The following is a 21,202-nucleotide window of genomic DNA, read 5'->3' on the forward strand; positions in this document are numbered from 1 at the left end:
GCACATGGACTGGCGGCCGTGAAAAAGTGTTTGACGCTCCCATACCAAGCCGGTAATATTCGCGCCCCGTAGCAGGTGGTTAGCCTGCTGCAGCAAGAGTCGGTGAGTAGCGCAGCTTGGTAGCGCACTTGTTTTGGGTACAAGGGGTCGCAGGTTCAAATCCTGTCTCACCGACCATCTCTTGCTTTTAAGGTTCGATGAGCGCCCGTAGCTCAGATGGATAGAGCAACGGCCTTCTAAGCCGTGGGTCGCAGGTTCGAATCCTGCCGGGCGCGCCATGCAAGCCGGCAGAGATGAGAACCGTTCGACAAAATCGCCTGGAGCGATTTTGAACGCCCGCAGGGGCGATCTCGAAGAGACGAAGTGCAGGACGCACGGAGTACTAAATCGCCTGGAGCGATTTTGAACGCCCGCAGGGGCGATCTCGAAGAGACGAAGTGCAGGACGCACGGAGTACTAAATCGCCTGGAGCGATTTTGAACGCCCCAAGGGGCGGCCTCGTAAGAGGGGAAATACAGGACGTATTTCATAATCCTGCCGGGCGCGCCATGCAAGCCGGGCAGAGAAAGCAAATCAGAGAATCAGTGGTGGGCGTAGCTCAGTCGGTAGAGCCCCGGATTGTGATTCCGGTTGTCGTGGGTTCAAGTCCCATCGTCCACCCCACTCTCTCCTTCTTAACGTTTTCATCCATTCCGTCTAAGCCTCCATTTCATTCTCACAAATTTTTCACTTTTTGAACTGGAATTGGGATAGGGCTGCCGCTATAATGCTGCGTCTTTTTATCAGGTCCCAGCTCATCCTGACCCTTTTCCCGACATTTTCGCTTCTTTCTATGGCGGTTTGTCAGGTTTGGGATGACTACATAGAAAAGCAGCCTAGTGCGCAAAGTTGAGGTAAAAGAATGCAAGTTTCAGTAGAGACGACTAAAGGTTTAGAGCGCCGTCTTACTATCACCGTACCGGCTGAAAAAGTCGATACTGCAGTGAAATCCCGTCTACAGCAGTTAGCTAAAACCCAACGAATCAACGGTTTCCGTCCAGGTAAAGTGCCTGTTAACGTGATCAAGAAGCGCTTCGGTCAGGCTGTTCGCCAGGAAATCGCCGGTGAAGTGATGCAACGTAATTTTTATGAAGCCATTGTTCAGGAAAAACTGAACCCGGCGGGTATGCCAGCTTTCGAGCTGAAGAAAGATACTGACGGGGAAGATCTTGAGTTTGTGGCTTCCTTCGAAGTGTATCCTGAAGTTGCTCTGAAAGACCTGGACAAGATCAAGGTCGAAAAGCCGGTGGTCGAGATCAGCGACAAAGATCTGGACAATATGATGGATACCCTGCGCAAGCAGCACGCCAACTGGAAAGAAGGCAAGCGTAAGGCCAAGAAAGATGACCGTGTCACTATCGACTTCGTCGGCACCATTGATGGCGAAGAGTTCGAAGGCGGAAAAGCGGAAGACTTCCAGCTTGAGCTGGGCAAGGGCCGTATGATCCCCGGCTTCGAAGAGCCTATCGTGGGCAAGAAGCCCGGCGAGGAAGTGGTTGCCGATGTGACTTTTCCTGACGACTACCATGCTGAGAAACTGAAAGGTAAAGCTGCCCAGTTCACTATCAAAGTGAAGAAAGTGGAAGGCCTGGACCTGCCTCCTGTAAATGACGAATTCGCCAAACTTTTCGGTGTGGAAGAAGGCGGTGTGGAAGCGTTGCGCGCAGAGGTGAAGAAAAACATGCAGCGCGAACTGGAGCAGACACTTAAGAACCAGGTCAAAGAGCAGGTCATTAAAGGCTTGCTGGAAACCAATAAGGTAGATCTGCCACAAGCGTTGGTGGACCAGGAAATCAAGGTGCTGCGCCAACAGGCCATGCAGCGATTTGGCGGCCAGCAGCAAGGCAATATGCCTGAGCTGCCAGCGGAGCTGTTCGAAGAAAATGCTCGTCGCCGCGTCAGCGTTGGGTTATTGCTTGGTGAAGTGATCAAGCAAAAAGAACTGAAAGTCGACCCGGCCAAGGTTGAAGCCATGATCGAGACACAGGCTTCTGCCTACGAAGATCCTGCTGAAGTCGTCAGTTACTACAAGAGCAACAAGGAATTGATGCAGCAGATGCAAAACCTGGCTCTGGAAGAGCAAGCGGTGGAAACCCTGCTGGCCGACGCCAAGGTCAAGGATGTTAAGAAAGGCTTTGATGAAATCATGAACAGACAGGCCTAATTTGGCTGTTGTTCGTTGACTTGATCAGTTAGCAACTGCTTAAATGCTCGGTACCTACCGAGCATTTTTGTTTTCAGTGGATGAAAAACCAAGCCGTGCGCAGGATGTGCTTAAGCGGCAAATTGTGAGAAGCCTTATATGTTGCAGAATCCAATAGAGCCCATGAACTCTCTGGTACCCATGGTGGTCGAACAGACCTCAAAGGGTGAACGGGCTTACGATATCTATTCCCGCTTGCTCAAAGAGCGGGTTATTTTCATGGTTGGCCAGGTGGAAGACCACATGGCTAACCTGATCGTCGCACAAATGCTGTTCCTGGAGTCAGAGAATCCTGACAAGGACATCTTTTTGTACATCAATTCACCCGGTGGTTCGGTGACGGCCGGTATGGCCATTTACGACACCATGCGTTTCATCAAGCCGGATGTGAGTACGGTGTGCGTCGGCCAGGCGGCCAGTATGGGCGCATTTTTGTTGTCGGGCGGGGCAAAAGGTAAGCGTTACTGTCTGCCAAACTCCCGGGTCATGATTCACCAGCCTTTGGGGGGATTCCAGGGCCAGGCGTCGGATTTTGAAATCCATGCCCGCGAGATCCTGTCTATCAAGGAGAAGCTCAATCGTCTGCTGTCCGAGCATACAGGACAGGATTACGATATCGTCGCCAGGGATACTGACAGGGACAACTTTATGAGTGCCAAAGACGCGAAAGAATATGGTCTGGTGGATCAGGTTCTGAGCAGCCGTCTGGATGCCCAAAAGGATAAATAAATTGAGGATTTGGCCGATAGCGGTTAATACTTGTAGTGACGAGTAGTAGTAAGCCAGATCAGACAGAGGTAATGTTTAGATGAGTAATAATCAGAGCGGGGAAGGTGACAACAAATTGTTGTATTGCTCTTTCTGCGGCAAGAGCCAGCATGAGGTGCGTAAACTCATCGCCGGTCCTTCAGTGTTTATCTGCGATGAATGCGTGGAGTTGTGCAACGACATCATTCGTGAAGAGATAAAGGAAATTGCCCCGAAGAAGAAGCAAAGCGCTCTGCCTAAGCCTCAGGATATCCATAAGCATTTGGATGACTATGTCATAGGGCAGGAACATGCCAAGAAAGTCTTGGCTGTCGCGGTATACAATCACTACAAGCGTTTGCGCAATGGTGATGTGCATGACGGGGTGGAATTGGGCAAGAGTAATATCCTGCTGATTGGTCCCACAGGCAGTGGTAAGACATTGCTGGCCGAGACACTGGCCCGCTTCCTGGATGTGCCGTTCACCATGGCCGATGCTACCACCCTGACCGAAGCCGGTTATGTGGGTGAGGATGTGGAAAACATCATCCAGAAGCTCTTGCAGAAATGCGATTATGACGTGGAGAAGGCCCAGCGGGGTATCGTCTATATTGATGAAATCGACAAGATTTCCCGCAAGTCAGACAATCCATCTATCACTCGTGACGTTTCAGGTGAAGGGGTCCAGCAGGCCCTGCTGAAACTGATCGAGGGCACCATTGCGTCGGTCCCGCCACAGGGGGGCCGTAAACACCCGCAACAGGAATTCCTGCAGGTGGATACCTCCAAGATACTGTTTATCTGTGGTGGGGCATTTGCCGGTCTGGATAAAGTGATTGAGCAACGTGCTCATACCGGGACCAGCATAGGATTCAGTGCTGAGGTCCGGGGCAAGGACCAGAAACAGGCGCTCAGCAAGCTGTTCCAGCAAGTGGAGCCGGAGGATCTGATCAAGTATGGTTTGATTCCGGAGTTCATTGGACGACTGCCGGTGGTAGCGACGCTGGAGGAACTGAATGAGGAAGCCCTGATTCAGATTCTCAAGGAGCCCAAAAATGCCCTGACCAAGCAATATGGTGCGCTGTTCTCTATGGAAAATACCGAACTGGAATTCCGCGAGGATGCCTTGCATGCCATTGCCACCAAAGCCATGGATCGCAAAACCGGGGCCCGCGGGCTGCGCTCAATCGTGGAAGGTGTTCTGCTGGAAACCATGTATGATCTGCCTTCCATGTCCAATGTCAGTAAAGTGGTCATCGACGAATCAGTGATCCGCGGTGAGTCCAAACCCATACTGATTTACGACAACGCCAAGGAAAAGAAAGCTGCTTCTGAATAACAAAAAGGCCCGAACGGGCCTTTTTGTGTTTTGGATAGGTGACGGCCTCGTGCCTTTCTGCAAGGGATGCAGGCGGCCCGCTTCGGTGGGCCGGCTATTTCTTAAAGGCCTGCCAGGCTTGACTGAAAGCCAGTCATCCGGGGAACAATTGATCTTCTTAAAACTATCCCCATATTGAACCCAGTTGAATTGAAACAAAGAGATTTTTTATGACGAGTGAGAAAGTCGAACACGTCGAAATGCCGGTCCTGGCGCTGCGTGATGTGGTGGTCTATCCGCATATGGTAATCCCGTTGTTTGTCGGCCGGGAAAAGTCAATCCAATGCCTGGAAGCGGCCATGAACAAGGATAAGCAAATTTTCCTGGTCGCTCAGAAAGATGCAGGCATCGACGAGCCGGAAACAGACGATATCTACAAGGTGGGAACCATCGCCACCATCTTGCAGTTGTTGAAATTGCCCGATGGAACCGTCAAGGTCCTGGTTGAGGGTAATGTCCGCGGCGAAATCCAGACCTACCTGCAGACTGAAGAATTTTTCATTGCCGAGGTGCTGAAAAAGGATGATGGCGAGATCGCCGAAGCCGAGCAGGAAGTCCTGATCCGCTCGGCTACCTCCCAGTTTGAAGGCTATGTGAAGCTGAATAAGAAAATTCCACCCGAGGTCCTGACCTCCCTAAACGGTATTGAGGATGCGGCCAGACTGGCTGATACCATGGCCGCCCATATGCCGTTGAAGCTGGCAGAGAAGCAGAAAGTGCTGGAAATGGCCAAGGTGAACGAGCGGCTGGAATACCTGATGGCGCTGATGGAAAGTGAAATCGATCTGCTGCAGGTGGAAAAGAAGATCCGGACCCGGGTCAAAAAGCAGATGGAAAAGAGCCAGCGTGAGTATTATCTCAATGAACAGATGAAGGCCATTCAGAAGGAACTGGGTGAACTGGACGAAGCACCGGATGAATTTGAAACCCTCAATAAGAAAATTGAGGACGCCCGGATGCCGGCCGAGGCGAAGAAGAAAGTGACGGCCGAGCTGCAGAAGCTGAAAATGATGTCACCCATGTCGGCAGAGGCCACCGTGGTGCGCAGCTATATCGACTGGCTGGTGTCGGTGCCGTGGCATAAACGCAGTAAAGTCAAAAAAGACCTGGCGCTGGCCGAGCAGATTCTGGATGCGGATCATTATGGCCTTGAACGCGTCAAGGAACGTATTCTGGAGTATCTGGCCGTCCAGCAACGGGTACGTAAATTAAAAGGTCCGATTCTGTGTCTGGTCGGACCGCCTGGTGTGGGTAAGACCTCACTGGGGCAATCTGTTGCCAAGGCTACGGGCCGCCAGTATGTCCGTATGGCCCTGGGTGGAGTGCGGGACGAAGCGGAAATTCGTGGGCATCGTCGCACCTACATCGGTTCACTGCCCGGCAAACTGATTCAGAAAATGGCCAAGGTGGGAGTGAAGAACCCGCTGTTTCTGCTGGATGAGATCGATAAGATGTCTTCTGATATGCGGGGGGACCCGGCTTCAGCCCTGCTGGAAGTCTTGGACCCGGAACAGAACAGTACCTTTAGCGACCATTACCTGGAAGTGGACTACGACTTGTCCGACGTGATGTTTGTGGCCACCTCCAACAGCATGAACATCCCGGGCCCCTTGCTGGACAGAATGGAGGTCATTCGTCTGTCTGGTTATACGGAAGATGAGAAACTGAATATTGCCCGCGGCCACCTTATTGAGAAACAAATGACCCGCAATGGCCTGAAAAAAGGCGAGTTGGTTATTGAAGAGTCCGCCATCATCGGCATTATCCGCTATTACACCCGGGAAGCCGGTGTCAGGAATCTGGAGAGGGAGATTTCCAAGATCTGTCGCAAGGCGGTGAAGAATATCCTGCTGGACAAGTCCATCAAGAAAGTGGTGGTGAACCAGGACAACCTGTCTGACTATCTGGGAGTGCAACGCCACGATTACGGCAAAGCAGACAAGAACAACCAGATTGGTCAGGTCACCGGACTGGCCTGGACCCAGGTGGGCGGTGACTTGCTGACCATTGAAACGGCTGCCGTGCCGGGTAAGGGCAAGACCACTTTTACCGGCTCACTGGGCGATGTGATGCAGGAGTCCATTCAGACTGCCATGACGGTGGTACGCAGCAGGGCCAAGAAACTGGGTATCAACAGTAATTTCTATGAGAAGCGTGATATCCATGTGCACGTGCCTGAAGGAGCGACCCCTAAAGATGGTCCCAGCGCCGGTATCGCCATGTGCACTGCCCTGGTTTCCAGCCTGACTGGCAACCCCGTTCGCTGCGATGTGGCTATGACCGGAGAAATCACCCTGCGGGGTGAGGTGTTGGCCATCGGCGGCCTGAAGGAAAAGTTGCTGGCCGCCCATCGGGGCGGGATCAAGACGGTGATTATTCCCAAGGAAAATGAGAGGGATCTGAAAGAGATCCCTGACAATGTCAAACAGGATCTGGATATCCACCCGGTGCAATGGATCGACGAGGTACTGGTACTGGCGCTGGAGAAGAATCCCGAGGGTTTCGAGCCTGTAAAGGCTGACTAAGCAAAGAAAAACAGGCTTTCCGGCCTGTTTTTTTTGATTTTTTGGCAAAACGGGCTTCCCTGTGGGTAAAGTTGTGGTAGCCTTGAGGATGGAAGCGCTTCAGGCCTTGTCACAAAAGGGATGTCAGCGTTTTGATACTGAATCAAAGGTTCAATTTAATGGCTTGAAGTTAGTACTCAAGCTTGTTATAACATTTCGGCAACAAAGGGTTGCGGAACAGACAATATAATAAAAATTGAAGGGGATGATATTGTGAATAAGTCTCAACTGATCGATAAAATTGCTGCAGGCGCAGATATTTCCAAAGCAGCTGCAGGTCGCGCACTCGACGCGTTTACTGATGCAGTCACTGATGCGCTCAAAGGTGGCGATCAAGTTGCGCTGGTTGGCTTTGGCACCTTCGCCGTACGTGAACGCGCCGCTCGCAGCGGACGTAATCCTCAAACCGGTGCGACCATTCAGATTGCCGCAGCCAAGGTTCCTTCTTTCAAAGCCGGTAAAGCCCTGAAAGACGCGTGCAACTAAGCTGACAGAGAATCAGTAAAAGAGCGATGAGAGATCATCGCTTTTTTCTTTTATGCCACCCGAAAAGACACCCATGGGATCAATCTTTTGCTACGCACAAGATTGCCCTGCACTGGGTGACCTTGTATCCCGCATTATCTTCCTGTTTGGTCTGGCTCTGGGTTATAATCCGGCACATTTTCTGGCAAGCCGATCAGACCGATTGAGCCCTACCAATCAAATTGGAGTTTAAAGACCAAGATGTTAGAGAGAATTAGAGAAGGATCCCAGGGCTTCTGGGCCAAGGCCATTCTTGGCCTGGTGATACTGACCTTTGCCCTGGCCGGGGTGGGTAGCTATCTGAATGCCAAGAGCGATCAGCCGGTTGCTACGGTTAACGGAGACGACATTCCTCAGTCCAGCCTAGAGCGTGCCTATCAGAATGAGCGGGCGAGGATGGAAGCTCAGTACGGTGATGCTTTTGCCAACCTGATGGCCGATTCGGAATATATGAAGACATTCCGTCGCGGACTGCTGGACAGGTTGATCGCCGATAAGTTGCTCGAACAGACGGCCCGGGAAATGGGCTTGGGAGTCAGTGACGAGCAACTCAAGCAGGCAATTATTTCCATGCCTGAATTCCAGATCGCCGGTACTTTCAATAACGACAGATATCAGGCCATCCTGCGCCAGGCGGGTTTCCAGCCCAAGGATTTTCGCGACATGATGCGTACCGACATGACCCGCCAGCAGGTCGTTCGCGCCATGCTGGGCAGCGAGTTCAGCCTGGAGGGCGAAGTGCAGCAGGCCTACCAGCTGCAGCAGCAAAGCCGTGATATCAGCCACGTCCTGATTCCTGCCGCGAAATTCGTTGATTCCGTTGAAGTCACCGATGATGAAATCAATCAGTACTACCAGGCCAATATCAGCCAGTTTGATACCCAGGAAAAAGTGGCCCTGCGTTATGTGGAGCTAAAGCTGGAAGATCTGATGTCGGCCATTGATGCCACAGAAGAGGAACTGGAAGCCCATTATCAGGCCAACCTGGACCAGTATCGGACTGAGGAAGAGCGTCGTGCTTCGCATATCCTGCTTGAAACAGGTGAAGATGAAGGTGCGGCCAGACAAAAGGCCGAGGATATACTGGCTCGCATAGAAGCGGGAGAGGACTTTGCAGAGCTGGCCAGTGAGGTCTCAGACGACACCTTCAGCGCAGAAAGCGGCGGCGATCTGGATTGGTTTGGCCGTGGCGTGATGGATCCGGCCTTCGAGGAGGCAGTGTTCAACCTGTCAGAGGAGGGAGACCTCAGCGGTATCGTTCAGAGCGACTTTGGTCTGCATATCATCAAGCTTACCGGTATCCGCCCTGAGCAGACGCAGACCCTTGAACAGGTCCGTGAAGAAATTCTGACCCAGGTCAAGCGGGATAAGGCGCAGGCTGAATTTTACCGACTCCACCAGCAGATCGCGGAAGTGGCCTTCGAGATGCCTGACAATCTGGACGAAGTGGCGACCATAGCCGGTAATCCGGTGCAATCGACAGAACTGTTCAGCCGTGATCAGGCACCTGAGCTTTTTGCGGGTAATATGATGCTCAATGCCGCGTTTTCCGAAGAACTGATAGAAGACAGGGTCAACAGTGAAGTCATGGACGTGGAAGACGATCATCTGGTGGTTTTCAGGGTTGCCGAACATGAGCCGCAGCGAACCCGCAGCCTGGATGAAGTCAGAACAGACATCATTGCCACTTTGAAAGACAACAAGGCTCAGCAACAGGCCTATGAATGGGCTGGCCAGTTGGTTGCGCAACTCAGGGACGGACAAAGCGTAGACAGCACTCTGGAAGAAAAATCTTTGCGATGGACCCCCGTAGAAGGTGTTCGCCGCTTTGGCGCCATGTTGCCGCCCGCGCTGGTGGAGCAAGCCTTTAAACTGCCAGCCACTGAAGGTGAGAATGTTGCAGCAGTCAATACGGCCGACGGCAATGTTGGGTTGGTCAGAGTCGAGACCATTCACGATGCACCGCAGGCGGAAGAATCGCTGCTGGCCAGTCTGGAACAGCGCCTGACTAGCAACCGTGGTCAGCAGCTCTATACGAACTTTGTCGAGGCCCTCAAAGCCAAGGCTGATATCGAGATTTACGCGGCACAACCTGAGTAGTTGCCGTCTCGGATTAATAAAAAACGCGGTGAATCACCGCGTTTTTTATACCTCATTTTCAGCTAGCTACCCCGGCAACAGCCCGTTCTGGACTAGTCATCCCGCGTGATCAGCGCCTGATAGGCCTGAATCAGGCGCTGGGTATACTCGGATTTCGGCCAGTTGAAGATGACGTCAGTCTTGCCGGATTCCACCACATTACCGTCAGCCAGCACCAGGATCCTGTCACTGATATGCCGCACAATGCCAAGGTTGTGGGAGATGAAAATAAAACCGAGCCCCAGGTCACGTTGCAGCTTCATCAGCAGGTTCACGGTCTGCGAGCGCACTGAAGGGTCGAGGGCCGCAAACGGCTCGTCAGCGACGATAATCTGCGGATTGAGGATAAGCGCCCTGGCTACCGCGACACGCTGACGCTGTCCCTCGGAGAGCATATGCCGATAGAAATACTGGTGTTCCGGCAGCATACCCACCTGAGTCAGCGTCAGCTCAATCTTTTTCTTACGGGACGGTGCATCCAGGTCGGTATTCAGGATAAGCGGCTCTTCCAGCAGGCTTCCCAGAGTCAGAGCCGGGTTCAGTGATTCCTTGCTGTGCTGGAATATCATGCGGATGGCCCTGAAACGCTGTTGCTTATTTGAATGGCTCAGCGCCTCGCCGTTGAGCAGGATATTACCGCCAGAGGGACGCTCCACCCCCACCAGCAATTTGGCCAGCAGGGATTTTCCTGAGCCGTTCTCGCCCATTATTGCCATGGTTTCACCTGCCTTGAGTTCGAAGCTGACCGGGGCGAGACGGAAGATTTCCTTTTTACCCAACCAGGGGCGGACCTTTTTGCAATAGGTCAGGTTGTTGACGGTTAACAACGGTGTCATGGCTTGTCCCTGTGCAACGGAAAATGACAGGCATAGTGATGATCATGGATGCGCCTGACGGCGGGCATTTTCACGCAATCCTTTTGTGCCCGCGGACATCTGGGTCCCAGACGGCAGCCGATGGGCAGATGTTGCAAGGTCGGAATGGTTCCCTCCAGACAGGATAAGGCAGCCTTGGGCGGCAGATCCCGGCGGAAACTCGGTGCGCTGTCCAGCAGTGCCTGTGTGTAAGGGTGCAGTGGTCGGCGCTTGATTTGTGACATGCGTCCGCTTTCCACTGTTTGCCCACAGTAGAGGACGGTCATAGTGTCCGCCATGGCTGAAATGGCCAGCAGGTCATGGCTGACAAAAAGTATGCTCAGTCCCCTTGTCTTGTTGAGTTTGGCCAACAGCCTCAGGACCTGAATCTTGGTCGTTGTTTCCATACCCATGGTCGGGTTATCGGCAATCAGCAACTTAGGATCTGAGACCAGGGCCATGGCGATGGCGAACTTCTGGCATACGTCATCCGGTAACTGATGAGGGTAACTGGACAGGCAGAGTTCGTGGTTCCTGATCCCCACCTTGTGCAATTGTTGCATGGCGATGGTGTGGCGTTGTGCACGACGCTGCCAGAACCAGCCTTTGTCCAGCATGCTGTCGGGAATGCTTTCGCCTATTTGCTCACCCAGGGTCGCAGAGGGATCCAAGGTGGTGGTCGGATTCTGCAACACAACCGACATCTCATTGCGGGTAATATTACGCCTCTGCGTGTCCGACATGGACAGCAGGTCCCGGCCCTTCCAGTTCATTCTGTCGGCGGTAACCCGCCACCTGTCAGGCAGTGCGCCGACGATGGACTTGACTATCAGGCTCTTGCCCGACCCCGACTCTCCCACCAGGGCACGCACCTCTTTGCTGTCGATGCTCAGGTTGATTTTGTCCAGGGCTTTGACCCAGCCAAGGGCGGTATCGATTTCCAGGGTCAGGTTCTTGATATCCAGCAGAGGCATTATTGGGTCAACCTGTTCTTCAGGGCGGTACGCAGGCCGTCACCGACCAGATTAATGGACAATACCATCAGGAAAATAGCGGCGCCAGGCAATGCAATACTCCAGGGGGCCACATAGGCTGTTTCCAGCGAATCGGACAACATGGCGCCCAGTTCAGGGGAAGGGGATTGGGCACCCAGGCTCAGAAATCCCAGTGCGGAAACATCCAGGATGGCAACCGACAAGGCCATGGTGCCCTGCACAACCAGCATCTCTATCATATTGGGCAAGATACTGTGAAACAGGATCCTGTTGTTGCCGGCTCCGTCCAGCCTGGCGGCGGTGACGTATTCTTTGTGAAACTCCCGGCGCACAATGTCCCGGGTCTGGTGGATAAACTGTGGGATCAGGGCGAGTGAGATGGCCCACATGGCATTCATCAGGCCGGTACCGAGAATGGCCACGATGATGATGGCAATCAACAGAGTCGGGATAGCCATGATGGCATCCAGCAGATGGTTGATAACACTGGAACGAATACCCCGGCTCATGCCCGCATAAGCGCCAATACTGCAGCCAACCAGCATGGACAATATGACGAGGATAAAACTGACCCCAAAAGTGATGCGGCAACCGTGCGCCACCCGGGTGAGGATATCCCGGCCGAGGGCATCAGTGCCAAACAAGTGCTCGATGTCACCGTTGGCAGCCCATGCCGGCGCCAGCAATAAGGCGTCGGTGTTCTGCTGTAAGGGGCCGTAAGGCAATAGCATGGGACCCACCAGTGAAGTCAGCAGAAAAAAGACCAGACACCAGAGTCCCCCCAGAGCGATATGGTTGCGCTGAAATTCATTCCAGGTCTGACGCATGGGGGAGGGATAGACTTCTTCCTCATAGAAACTAGACTTGGGCATGAAATTGTCTCTTGCTCAGGGGGTAGATGAGACGGATGATAATATCCACGGCGATGGTAAAGATGACTACCAGGGAAGAGACGGCCAGCATGCCCCCTCTGATAGCCGGAAAATCCCGCTGGTAAATGGCCTGGATCAGCCATTCTCCGATACCGGGCCAGGAAAAAATCACCTCAATTATCATCGCATTGGTCAGCAGCACGGTAAACTGCATGGCCAACTGGGGCATAATGGGTAGTAAGGCGTTCTTCATGCCGTGCCGCCAGAACACTTGTGCATGGCTCAGTCCCTTGGCATAGGCAGCTTTGATATAATCACTGCTCATGACATTGATCACCGAGCGTCGGGTCAGTCGGATTACCAGAGCGCTGGTTACGATGGACAGGGACAGGGTGGGCAGAACCAGGTGTCTTATCGCATCGTTGAGGACCGCCGATTTATCTGAGATGTCTGCAAGCAGGATATCTATCAGCATAAACCCGCTCTGATGTGGGACTTCGTAAAGCAGACTCAACCTGCCTGAGATGGGCAACATGCCCCACTGCAGGGCAAAAATCAGGATAAGCAGCAGGGCTAGCCAGAATACCGGAACGGAGAATCCCATCAGACTGACCGACAAAATGCCCATGTCGGCGAACTTCCGGTGTTTAAGACCCGCCATGATTCCCAGGGGTAACCCTACCAGCAGCGATATCAGCATGGCATAAAAGCTCAGTTCCAGACTGGCCGGCAGGAACTGCAGAATATCCTGAAAAACGGGATTCTGCGAAGTCAGGCTCAGCCCCCAGTTGCCAGCCAGAGTCAGCTTCAGGTATTGCCAGAAACCGGCAACATAGCCCTGATCCAGGGCATACATCAGTCTGAGCTGGGCGGACTGATCGGCCGAAGGAGAGGGATTGCCCGAGAGGTTTATCAGCGGGTCGCCCGGAACCAGAAAAGCCAGGATATAGGAGGCAATGCAGAGGATCAGCAGGGTAATTACCAGCAGATTCAATCGACGGCCGAGATAAATCAACATCTTATTGCATCGCCTTATCCACCTTGGCGAATCTTATGCCGCCGAAAGGATTGATCTCCAAACCGGTGATTCCCCGCCTGTAGGCCTGGAATCGGTAAGCGTGGGCAATGGGTACCAGCGGCATTTGTGCAGAGAGAATGTCATTAGCCTGCTGATAGTAATACTGGCGGATCTCCTCCTCGGTATAGCGCAGGGCTTCATCAATCAGATCGTCATAAGCCGGATTGCACCAGCCCGCCCGGTTGGTGCCGGATGCAATGGCTGAACAGCTCAGCAGCGGACGGTAGAAATTGTCCGGATCGGCGTTGTCCGCCGACCAGCCTATCAGCACAGAGTCATGCATACCTTGTCTGAGCAATCGCCGGAATGTAGCCCACTCGTAGCTGACAATATTGGCCCGGATCCCCACCCGCTGAAGGTAGCTCTGTATCAGCTCCGCCATCTTGGTGGCATTGGGGTTGTAAGCCCGCTCAACCGGCATGGCCCAGATGTCCATGCTGAACCCGGCCGGGATATTGGCTTCATCCAGTAATTGCCTGGCCATCACCGGGTTATAGTGCACTTCCTTCTGTGATTCATCATAGGCCCATGAAGTCGGGGGAATCAGTCCTTTGGCGGCCACCGCACTGTCAAAGTAAACGGCGTCCAGTAAAGTGTTCTTGTCGATGGCCATGGCCAGGGCACGCCTGACACGTTCGTCGTCAAACGGCGGCTTGTTGGTGTTGAAAGCCCAGAAGCCGACGTTAAGTCCGGGCTTTTCTTCCAGGACCAGATCGGGTCTTTCCTCCACTACCTTCAGTTCTGTCTGGGCGGGAAAAGCAATGACGTCACACTCCCCCGTGATCAGCTTGGCCAGTCGCATGGAACTGCTTGGGGTGATATCGAAGATCAGGTGCTTCTGGTGGGCCGGACCATCCCAGTAGTCCGGATGTCTCTGATAGCGAATGTAATTATTCTTACGAAAGCGTTCAAACTTAAAAGGTCCGGTGCCGATGGGGAGAGTGTCGATGGAGTCTGGATCGCCGGCTGCCATCAATTGGTCTGCATATTCTTGCGAGAGCATAACGGAAAAGTCTGTGGCCAGTGTCGCCAGGAAGGAGCTGTCCGGCTTCTTGAGTTTGATTTCCACCCTGTAACCATTGATACGATTGACTTCTTCCACCATTTCCTGCAAACCCAGGCTCTCGAAGTAGGGATAGGTTCCTCCGGAAACAGCGTGGAAAGGATGGGTGCTGAGCCTCCAGCGGTTGATGCTGAACAACACATCATCGGCATTGAAGAGCCGGGTCGGCTGAAAATACTCTGTGCTGTGAAAAGTTACGTCCTTACGCAACTGCAGGGTATAGGTCAGGCCATCGTCACTGACCAGCCAACTGCTTGCCAGGGCAGGGACTATCTTGCTGGTTTGCGAGTCAAACTCCAGGAGTCGGTCATAAATCTGATGGGCAGCGGCATCGGCGGTCGTGCCGGAGATATCCAACTGTGGATTAAAGGTTACCGGACTGCCTTCTGAACAGTAGATGAGTCCCTGACGTTGCACCGTTCTGTCCTGCAGATCCTGGCAGCCGGTGCCCAAGGGAACCAGCATAGCCAGGCCCAGCCAGTGCAATTTATTCATCAATCCTGCTCTCTTGCTGCGGTATCCAGCAGATTGTACTTTTTCAGGTAGCCTCTGAGTTGATGGTAAGTCAGCCCCAGTTTGTCGGCAGTCTTTTTCTGGTTGAACTGACTTTCCGACAGAGCCTTGCGTAACAGATCCATTTCAAAGTCCTGGGACAGCGTCTTCAGATCGACCGGGAATTGGAAATGAGGGAGCTGATTTGCGGCCCCGTTGTGGCTGTTGGCTGAAGGAAGACTCTCCGGCTTTTTCTCAGAGACCGTTGAGACAGATGGTGTGATTCTGTCACGGGTTTTAATCCTCCCCGTGGGCCGATAAGGCGATTCGAAGGGATCGAGGACAATCTGATGGACGGGTAAATGGGGATTATTACACCGGTAAACTGAACGCTCGACGACATTCTTTAACTCCCGGACATTGCCGGGCCAGTCATATTCCAGCAAGGTCCGTTTGGCTCTCTCGGTAAAGCCACTGAACAATTCCATCTCAAGTTCGCGGGCCATATTGATGGCGAAATGCTCTGCCAGGATCAGGATATCCTCCAGGCGCTCCCGTAAAGGAGGCAGGGTAATGACGTCAAAGGCAAGCCGATCCAGCAGGTCGGCGCGGAATTCTCCCTGTTCGGCCAGCGCGGGCAAATCTTCATTGGTGGCGGCAATCAGGCGTACATCCACCTTGATACTACGGGAGCCGCCAACCCGCTCAAACTCACCGTACTCAATGACCCGCAGCAGCTTTTCCTGAATCAGCCCTGACGTATTGGCCAACTCATCCAGGAACAGAGTGCCGTTGTTGGCGGTTTCAAATCGGCCCTCACGTTTTTTGGCCGCACCGGTAAAGGCACCGGCTTCATAACCGAACAGTTCACTTTCCAACAGATTGTCGTTCAGGGCAGCGCAGTTAAGCTTCAGATACGCCTGATCCCAGCGTCCGGAAAGATAATGTAACCTTGCTGCAACCAGCTCCTTACCCGTGCCCCTTTCTCCGATGATCATGACAGGCTTGTTAAGAGGAGCGATTTGGGATATCTGTTCCAATACTTCCAGAAAACTGTTGGATTGGCCTATCAGATTGTCTTGTTGGCGAAAACGGCTCACTGCAATCCTTAAAAGTGGTCTAAAAGACTAATTTGTGGTTGGGATTAATAATATTCCAGGCAAACCTAAAAAGGTAGCAATTTAATAAGGCTCTTAAATCAAGAGGTTAGCTAATTGTAGCGGTTGGCCTGGTAATTGAATAGTAAAACCCAGACGAGGCCAAAGCCATGGCCATCGCAGTCAATGACAAAGAGGTATGCATTATGGGTATTTTCTCCCGTTTCACCGACATAGTGAACTCTAACATCAATGCCTTGCTGGACAAGGCAGAAGATCCGGAAAAAATGGTCCGCCTGATTATTCAGGAAATGGAAGACACACTGGTTGAGGTGCGTTCAACGTCCGCCAAGACCATTGCCAGCAAGAAAGAGATCAGTGCTCAGATCACCAAGCTGGAGATGCAGTCACTGGACTGGCAGGCCAAGGCTGAGCTGGCGCTGAGTAAGGACAGGGATGACCTGGCCAAGGCTGCCCTGATGGAGAAGAAAAAAGCCGCTGAACATGCCGAAGCACTGAAGAAAGAGCTGAAGCTGGTGGAAGAGCAGATTTCCAAGCTGCAGAGCGAGACGGCTCAGTTACAGGATAAGCTGGCCGACGCCAAAGCACGCCAGAAAACCATTATCCTGCGCCAGAAAACTGCCGAATCAAGGCTGGAAGTCAAACGCAGTCTGGACAGTGGCAAGGTTGACGAGGCAATGGGTCGCTTCGAGCGTTATGAGCGCAAAATTGATGACCTGGAAAGCCAGATTGAAGCCTATGATTTGGGTAAACATAGCCTGGCGGATGAATTTGCGGCCCTGGAAGCCGGTGATAAGATAGATGATGAACTGGCGGCCCTGAAGAAAAAGATGAAATCAAAAGACGCCAAAAGCAATAGCAAAGCTTGAATTAACCACTAGCAGGTGTTGAGGAGACTATCGTGGAAGGCGTAATTGGAATCATAGTGGCACCCATCGTTATCTTTCTGATCTTTGTGGCGCCCATTTGGCTGGTCATGCACTATCGCAGTAAAAAACAGGTAGCGCAGGGGCTGTCTCAGGAAGAGTTCGCCGCCCTAACAGAACTGGCGAACAAGGCCGAAGTTATGGCTGAACGCATTCAGACCCTGGAGGCCATTCTGGATGCCGAAGCGCCGCAATGGAGGAACCGTGCATGAAGACCAAAGGTGAACTCTATCGTAATCCCCAACGGGGTAAAATTGCCGGAGTCTGTGCAGGAATCGCCGACTATTTCGGTTGGGAGGTTTGGCTGATTCGCATCATCATCGTCTCAGCGGTATTGTTGTCGGGTCCCTTCTTCATCATGGCGTATATTGCCGCCTGGTTTATTCTGGACAAGAAGCCGGGTACCACCGACAAATCGGTATTTGGCCAGATGCAGGGAAAGGGATGGTACAACAGGGAAGAAAGCCATGTAGAAGTCAAGTCCCGGGTCTGGCAGGCGGGTGAACCTCCCAGGCAGGCATTTCATGATATAAAAGGGCGTTTTGACCGTCTGGAATTGCGTTTGCGCCGGATGGAAACCTATGTGACCTCGCCGGAATTCCAACTCAATCGTGAGATCAGCCGTTTGTAAAATAACTTCATTAGCGTGGAGGTCGAGGACGGTCACAAGGCCGTCCTTTTGTTTATATACAATGGTGTTATAAAAGGGAAAGCAGCATGTCGCGCCAAGGCAACCTGTTGGACAAACTGCAAACCAGGGCCCGGGTAGTGGCCAACCGCCTGAGCGATCAACATGTGAAGCTGGCGGTGACGGGGCTGAGCGGTGCCGGCAAGACGGCCTTTATCACTTCTTTGATCAATCAATTGATGGAAGGCGCCAGTACGTCCAGCCTGCCATTTTTTTCAGTGTGCAAACAATCCCGCTTTATTGGCGCCAAACGAGCCGTGCAGCCTGACCTGCGACTGGCCAGGTTTGAGTATGAACAGGCCATGGAAATGCTCAGGGGCAACCCGCCAGCCTGGCCAGTGCCCACCCGGGGGGTCAGTCAAATCCGGTTGCATCTTCGCTACTATCCAGGCTCCGGACTGCGTAAATTGGTCAGCAACCGTTCGACACTGATTCTGGATATTCTCGACTACCCGGGTGAATGGTTGCTGGATTTGCCTTTGCTGGATATGAATTTTGCTCAGTGGACTCTGTATTGTCAGCAACAGATGCAAGGCAGTATCAGGCAGGAATTATCGCGAACTCTTCGGGAACAGGCCTCCAAACTGGATTGGCTGGCGCCAGGGGACGAGTTGCAGTTGCAGAAACTGGCTGAATGTTTTCGGCAATACCTGCGGGATTGCAAGGAGGCGGGACTGGAACTGATTCAACCAGGGCGTTTTGTTTTGCCCGGGGAGCTCGAAGGTGCACCTATTCTGCAATTTATACCCGCTCTAGGATTGCCAGGCGGATTTGACTGGCAACAGGTGCCAATAGGTTCAAATCTCAGCCTGGCGATGGACAGGTACAACCAGTACAGGGACAAGGTGATCAAGCCCTTTTATCGGGCGTACTTCCGTGACTTTGATCGCCAGATAGTACTGGTGGATTGTCTGTCGGCTCTGAATAAAGGCCCGGAAGCCTTCAACGAACTGCAGCAGGCGATAAACTGGATATTGCAGAGTTTTCATTACGGTGGCAACTCCCTGATCAGGCGTTTGTTTTCGCCACGAATCGATAAATTGGTGTTTGCTGCCAGTAAGGCCGATCACATCACTGCTGATCAGCAGGACAATCTGATTCGCTTGCTGGAGTCGATGATACATGAGGCCAGACAGACCATTCATTATGAAGGTGTCAGTATCCAAACTACGGCGCTGGCGGCGATCCGGGCATCCCAAAGCGGTAAAGCTGATTATCAGGGGAAGACCCTCAGTGTACTGACCGGTCACGACAAGCAAGGCCAGCCGCTGACCCTGTATCCGGGCGATGTACCCGTCGGTCGACCCTCCCCGGCGTTCTGGTCGACTCAGGGCTTTGATTTTCCTCAGTTTTCCCCCCAGTCTTCGACAGAGTTGTCGGCTTTGCCACATATCCGTATGGATCAGATGCTCGAATTCCTGTTGGGGGATAAATTGCGATGAACAATGACCGTCAGAATAAGGCCTTACGGCCGGCGATCAGGCTGAAGGCTGACCCAGGAGAGCCAGCACAGCGAGACAGCGAGTTGTCAAAAGCGATCCGACTGGCATCGCCTCCCAGAGAGCTGGATGTGGACCCCGGCTCAGGAGAGGCTGCCGAGCTCCCTACAGAAAAGTCGATTTCCTTCAGGCCCAGGCTCCTGTTCTGGTTGCTACTGGTCTTGGTGATCCTGGGTTGCGCCCAGTTTGCTGTGGGTATTACCAGGAGTATCGAGTTAGACGACTGGCTGGCAGTGGGTTGGTATCTGCTGCTCGGTGCCGCAGGGCTGGCGGCAGCAGTGTTCCTGGGGAGGGAATGGCGGGCCCTGCGACAGCTCGACATCAGGCAGTCTCAGCAGGATAAAGCCAAGTGGCTGGCACAGAGCCCGGCAATAGGAGAAGCCCGCGGGTACTGTCTGCAACTTGCTGACAAGTTGCCACTGGATAGCCGACAAGCCCTCGTTCGTTGGGAGGATGCCATGCAGGAGCATCATTCAGACCGGGAGGTAATGCATTTGTTCGAACAGCAGGTGTTGCAGGAGGCCGATGAAAAAGCCCTTCGGCACATCAGCCAGGAGGCCAGCGCTTCTGCTGTCATGATTGCTATCAGTCCCTTTGTCTTGCTCGACATGCTTCTGGTGTTCTGGCGCAACCTGCGCATGGTCAACAGGATTTGCGCCTGCTATGGTGTCAGGCCCGGCTACTGGGCCAAGGTCCGTCTGCTTCAGCGTATGTGTCATTCCATGCTGTACGCAGGGGCCAGCGAACTGGCAGCCGATGCATCGGCCTGGGCCCTGGGTGGCAGTCTGACCGCAAAAATATCATCCCGTGCGGCTCAGGGACTGGGCGCTGGGGTGCTGACGGCCAGATTTGGCCTCCAGGCAATGCAGGTGTGCAGGCCTGTTCCCTTTATCAGTGTTAAGAGACCCCACCTGGGTCAGATTGCTGCCGATCTGGTCAAACGGCTGAAAAAGCTGGATACGCCGGAAGCCGCTCAGAAAACCACCTGACTCCTTGTCTGCCGCAGCAGGGCTCCTCACTGTCTGGAAGCCCTGTTACTGACCCTCCATGTAAAATTATTGTTACGCCTTGCCGGGGCCGGGAAAGGGGGAAGTCGCTTTTTCTTTGCATACAATTCAGTAGACTCACGTCCAACTATCAGACCCTGCCGTTTCAGTCAGGGCAAACCAGCAACGAGTGACAGAATTTATGACTAAGACAACCCAGTATGTTTCCCGTCAGGCAGACGAGAAGGGGGTCATTCATTGGACAGATGAAGAAAATGCTGTATGGAGTGATCTGGTTGCCAGGCAACTGGATATCATCCAGGGCAGGGCCTGCGATCAATTTATGCACGGCCTTGAACTGCTGAATTTACCCCAGGACCGTATTCCGCAATTGCATGAAGTCAATGAGGTCCTGGAAAGGGAAACCGGTTGGCAGGTGGCCAAGGTGCCAGCCCTGATCAACTTTGACGAATTCTTCCGTCTGCTGGCCAACAAGCAGTTTCCGGTGGCGACTTTTATCCGCACAAGGGAAGAGTTCGACTATCTGCAGGAACCAGATATATTCCATGAAATTTTTGGTCATTGCCCGCTGTTGACCAACCCGGCCTTTGCTCACTTTACCCATACCTACGGCAAGCTGGGGTATGCCGCAAGCAAACAGGACCGGGTATATCTGGCCAGACTCTATTGGTTCACTATTGAGTTTGGCCTACTGCGTCAGCAGAATGAGTTGCGCATCTACGGCGGTGGCATTCTGTCATCGCCGGGTGAGACTATCTATGCCCTGGAGAGCGACAAACCAGAGCGGCACAGGATGGAGCCGGTGGAAGCCCTGCGGACCCCTTATCGAATCGATATCATGCAGCCCGTTTATTATATTCTGGATGGTCTTGATGATCTGTTCGAACTGGCAGAGCTGGATTTGATGGCATTGGTAGAAAAAGCCAAAGCATTGGGCCTGCATGACCCCAAGTTTCCTCCGAAACCACAGAAGATGGCCAGTTGAGCCGGATAAGCTCAGGTCTGACATTTTAAT

General features: G+C 53.0%; 17 protein-coding genes, 3 tRNA genes and 1 pseudogene. 15 read left to right on the forward strand and 6 right to left on the reverse strand.

Annotated features, from left to right (window positions below):
- Positions 1 to 100 precede the first annotated feature (100 nt).
- The 9 genes from J0A66_RS06505 (at position 101) to J0A66_RS06545 (ending at position 9,556) form a co-directional block, all read left to right on the forward strand.
- Positions 101 to 177: transfer RNA gene (locus tag J0A66_RS06505), tRNA-Pro, on the forward strand.
- A gap of 24 nt (positions 178 to 201) precedes the next feature.
- Positions 202 to 278 (forward strand) — tRNA-Arg (locus tag J0A66_RS06510).
- Between the two features lie 309 nt (positions 279 to 587).
- Positions 588 to 663: transfer RNA gene (locus J0A66_RS06515), tRNA-His, on the forward strand.
- A 238-nt stretch (positions 664 to 901) separates the two neighbouring features.
- Entirely contained in the window at positions 902 to 2,203 is a 1,302-nt protein-coding gene (gene tig / locus J0A66_RS06520; RefSeq protein ID WP_206572992.1) for a trigger factor, read from the forward strand.
- 138 nt (positions 2,204 to 2,341) lie between these two features.
- Positions 2,342 to 2,971 (forward strand): ATP-dependent Clp endopeptidase proteolytic subunit ClpP, encoded by a 630-nt coding sequence (gene clpP / locus J0A66_RS06525; protein WP_206572993.1) that lies wholly within the window; start codon positions 2,342 to 2,344, stop codon positions 2,969 to 2,971.
- A gap of 79 nt (positions 2,972 to 3,050) precedes the next feature.
- Positions 3,051 to 4,328 carry an ATP-dependent protease ATP-binding subunit ClpX gene (gene clpX / locus J0A66_RS06530; RefSeq protein ID WP_206572994.1) on the forward strand — a complete coding sequence of 426 codons (1,278 nt, stop codon included), beginning with the start codon at positions 3,051 to 3,053 and terminating at the stop codon, positions 4,326 to 4,328.
- A gap of 209 nt (positions 4,329 to 4,537) precedes the next feature.
- Entirely contained in the window at positions 4,538 to 6,892 is a 2,355-nt protein-coding gene (gene lon, locus J0A66_RS06535; protein WP_206572995.1) for an endopeptidase La, read from the forward strand.
- Between the two features lie 252 nt (positions 6,893 to 7,144).
- Positions 7,145 to 7,417 (forward strand): nucleoid-associated protein HU-beta, encoded by a 273-nt coding sequence (gene hupB / locus J0A66_RS06540; RefSeq protein WP_206572996.1) that lies wholly within the window; start codon positions 7,145 to 7,147, stop codon positions 7,415 to 7,417.
- A gap of 240 nt (positions 7,418 to 7,657) precedes the next feature.
- Complete coding sequence (locus J0A66_RS06545; protein ID WP_206572997.1) at positions 7,658 to 9,556, forward strand: SurA N-terminal domain-containing protein; 1,899 nt, start codon at positions 7,658 to 7,660, stop codon at positions 9,554 to 9,556.
- Positions 9,557 to 9,648: 92 nt separating this feature from the next.
- Here J0A66_RS06545 and J0A66_RS06550 read toward each other — a convergent pair whose 3' ends face one another.
- The 6 genes from J0A66_RS06550 to pspF are packed head-to-tail and all read right to left on the reverse strand — an operon-like array spanning position 9,649 to position 16,049.
- Entirely contained in the window at positions 9,649 to 10,431 is a 783-nt protein-coding gene (locus J0A66_RS06550) for an ATP-binding cassette domain-containing protein (RefSeq protein WP_206572998.1), read from the reverse strand.
- The gene (locus tag J0A66_RS06555) at positions 10,428 to 11,423 is read right to left on the reverse strand and encodes a peptide ABC transporter ATP-binding protein (RefSeq protein WP_206572999.1); all 996 of its coding nucleotides are present in this window, start codon (positions 11,421 to 11,423) and stop codon (positions 10,428 to 10,430) included. The genes J0A66_RS06550 and J0A66_RS06555 overlap by 4 nt, the downstream gene beginning before the upstream one ends.
- The gene (locus tag J0A66_RS06560) at positions 11,423 to 12,316 is read right to left on the reverse strand and encodes an ABC transporter permease subunit (protein ID WP_206573000.1); all 894 of its coding nucleotides are present in this window, start codon (positions 12,314 to 12,316) and stop codon (positions 11,423 to 11,425) included. Before J0A66_RS06560 ends, J0A66_RS06555 begins: the two co-directional genes overlap by 1 nt.
- Positions 12,303 to 13,334, reverse strand: a complete 1,032-nt coding sequence (locus tag J0A66_RS06565) for an ABC transporter permease (RefSeq protein WP_206573001.1) — start codon at positions 13,332 to 13,334, stop codon at positions 12,303 to 12,305. Before J0A66_RS06565 ends, J0A66_RS06560 begins: the two co-directional genes overlap by 14 nt.
- A 1-nt stretch (position 13,335) precedes the next feature.
- Positions 13,336 to 14,952 (reverse strand): ABC transporter substrate-binding protein, encoded by a 1,617-nt coding sequence (locus J0A66_RS06570; RefSeq protein WP_206573002.1) that lies wholly within the window; start codon positions 14,950 to 14,952, stop codon positions 13,336 to 13,338.
- On the reverse strand, positions 14,952 to 16,049 hold the full coding sequence (gene pspF / locus J0A66_RS06575) for a phage shock protein operon transcriptional activator (protein ID WP_206573003.1): 1,098 nt from the start codon (positions 16,047 to 16,049) through the stop codon (positions 14,952 to 14,954). Before pspF ends, J0A66_RS06570 begins: the two co-directional genes overlap by 1 nt.
- Positions 16,050 to 16,252: 203 nt before the next feature.
- Here pspF and pspA point away from each other — a divergent pair, with 203 nt between their 5' ends.
- The 6 genes and pseudogenes from pspA to phhA all read left to right on the forward strand — a co-directional run.
- Positions 16,253 to 16,936 (forward strand): phage shock protein PspA, encoded by a 684-nt coding sequence (pspA, locus tag J0A66_RS06580; RefSeq protein ID WP_206573301.1) that lies wholly within the window; start codon positions 16,253 to 16,255, stop codon positions 16,934 to 16,936.
- 29 nt (positions 16,937 to 16,965) lie between these two features.
- Entirely contained in the window at positions 16,966 to 17,205 is a 240-nt protein-coding gene (pspB, locus tag J0A66_RS06585; RefSeq protein WP_206573302.1) for an envelope stress response membrane protein PspB, read from the forward strand.
- Positions 17,202 to 17,624, forward strand: a complete 423-nt coding sequence (gene pspC / locus J0A66_RS06590) for an envelope stress response membrane protein PspC (protein WP_206573004.1) — start codon at positions 17,202 to 17,204, stop codon at positions 17,622 to 17,624. The genes pspB and pspC overlap by 4 nt, the downstream gene beginning before the upstream one ends.
- An 86-nt stretch (positions 17,625 to 17,710) precedes the next feature.
- Positions 17,711 to 19,123: a YcjX family GTP-binding protein gene (locus tag J0A66_RS06595; RefSeq protein WP_206573005.1), complete on the forward strand. Its 1,413-nt coding sequence runs from the start codon at positions 17,711 to 17,713 to the stop codon at positions 19,121 to 19,123.
- Between the two features lie 83 nt (positions 19,124 to 19,206).
- Positions 19,207 to 20,169: a TIGR01620 family protein gene (locus J0A66_RS06600; RefSeq protein ID WP_206573006.1), complete on the forward strand. Its 963-nt coding sequence runs from the start codon at positions 19,207 to 19,209 to the stop codon at positions 20,167 to 20,169.
- 160 nt (positions 20,170 to 20,329) lie between these two features.
- A pseudogene (phhA, locus tag J0A66_RS06605) lies at positions 20,330 to 21,172 on the forward strand (phenylalanine 4-monooxygenase); the annotation flags it as partial.
- Positions 21,173 to 21,202 lie beyond the last annotated feature (30 nt).

Source organism: Bowmanella dokdonensis (genome assembly GCF_017254865.1).
Lineage (GTDB): Bacteria > Pseudomonadota > Gammaproteobacteria > Enterobacterales > Alteromonadaceae > Bowmanella > Bowmanella dokdonensis.

Excerpts from the sequence above, each read along its gene's own strand:
- tig (WP_206572992.1), top strand. The coding sequence starts at position 902 with ATGCAAGTTTCAGTAGAGACGACTAAAGGTTTAGAGCGCCGTCTTACT.
- clpP (WP_206572993.1), top strand. The coding sequence starts at position 2,342 with ATGTTGCAGAATCCAATAGAGCCCATGAACTCTCTGGTACCCATGGTG.
- clpX (WP_206572994.1), top strand. The coding sequence starts at position 3,051 with ATGAGTAATAATCAGAGCGGGGAAGGTGACAACAAATTGTTGTATTGC.
- lon (WP_206572995.1), top strand. The coding sequence starts at position 4,538 with ATGACGAGTGAGAAAGTCGAACACGTCGAAATGCCGGTCCTGGCGCTG.
- J0A66_RS06545 (WP_206572997.1), top strand. The coding sequence starts at position 7,658 with ATGTTAGAGAGAATTAGAGAAGGATCCCAGGGCTTCTGGGCCAAGGCC.
- J0A66_RS06550 (WP_206572998.1), bottom strand. The coding sequence starts at position 10,431 with ATGACACCGTTGTTAACCGTCAACAACCTGACCTATTGCAAAAAGGTC.
- J0A66_RS06555 (WP_206572999.1), bottom strand. The coding sequence starts at position 11,423 with ATGCCTCTGCTGGATATCAAGAACCTGACCCTGGAAATCGATACCGCC.
- J0A66_RS06560 (WP_206573000.1), bottom strand. The coding sequence starts at position 12,316 with ATGCCCAAGTCTAGTTTCTATGAGGAAGAAGTCTATCCCTCCCCCATG.
- J0A66_RS06565 (WP_206573001.1), bottom strand. The coding sequence starts at position 13,334 with ATGTTGATTTATCTCGGCCGTCGATTGAATCTGCTGGTAATTACCCTG.
- J0A66_RS06570 (WP_206573002.1), bottom strand. The coding sequence starts at position 14,952 with ATGAATAAATTGCACTGGCTGGGCCTGGCTATGCTGGTTCCCTTGGGC.
- pspA (WP_206573301.1), top strand. The coding sequence starts at position 16,253 with ATGGGTATTTTCTCCCGTTTCACCGACATAGTGAACTCTAACATCAAT.
- pspC (WP_206573004.1), top strand. The coding sequence starts at position 17,202 with ATGAAGACCAAAGGTGAACTCTATCGTAATCCCCAACGGGGTAAAATT.
- J0A66_RS06595 (WP_206573005.1), top strand. The coding sequence starts at position 17,711 with ATGTCGCGCCAAGGCAACCTGTTGGACAAACTGCAAACCAGGGCCCGG.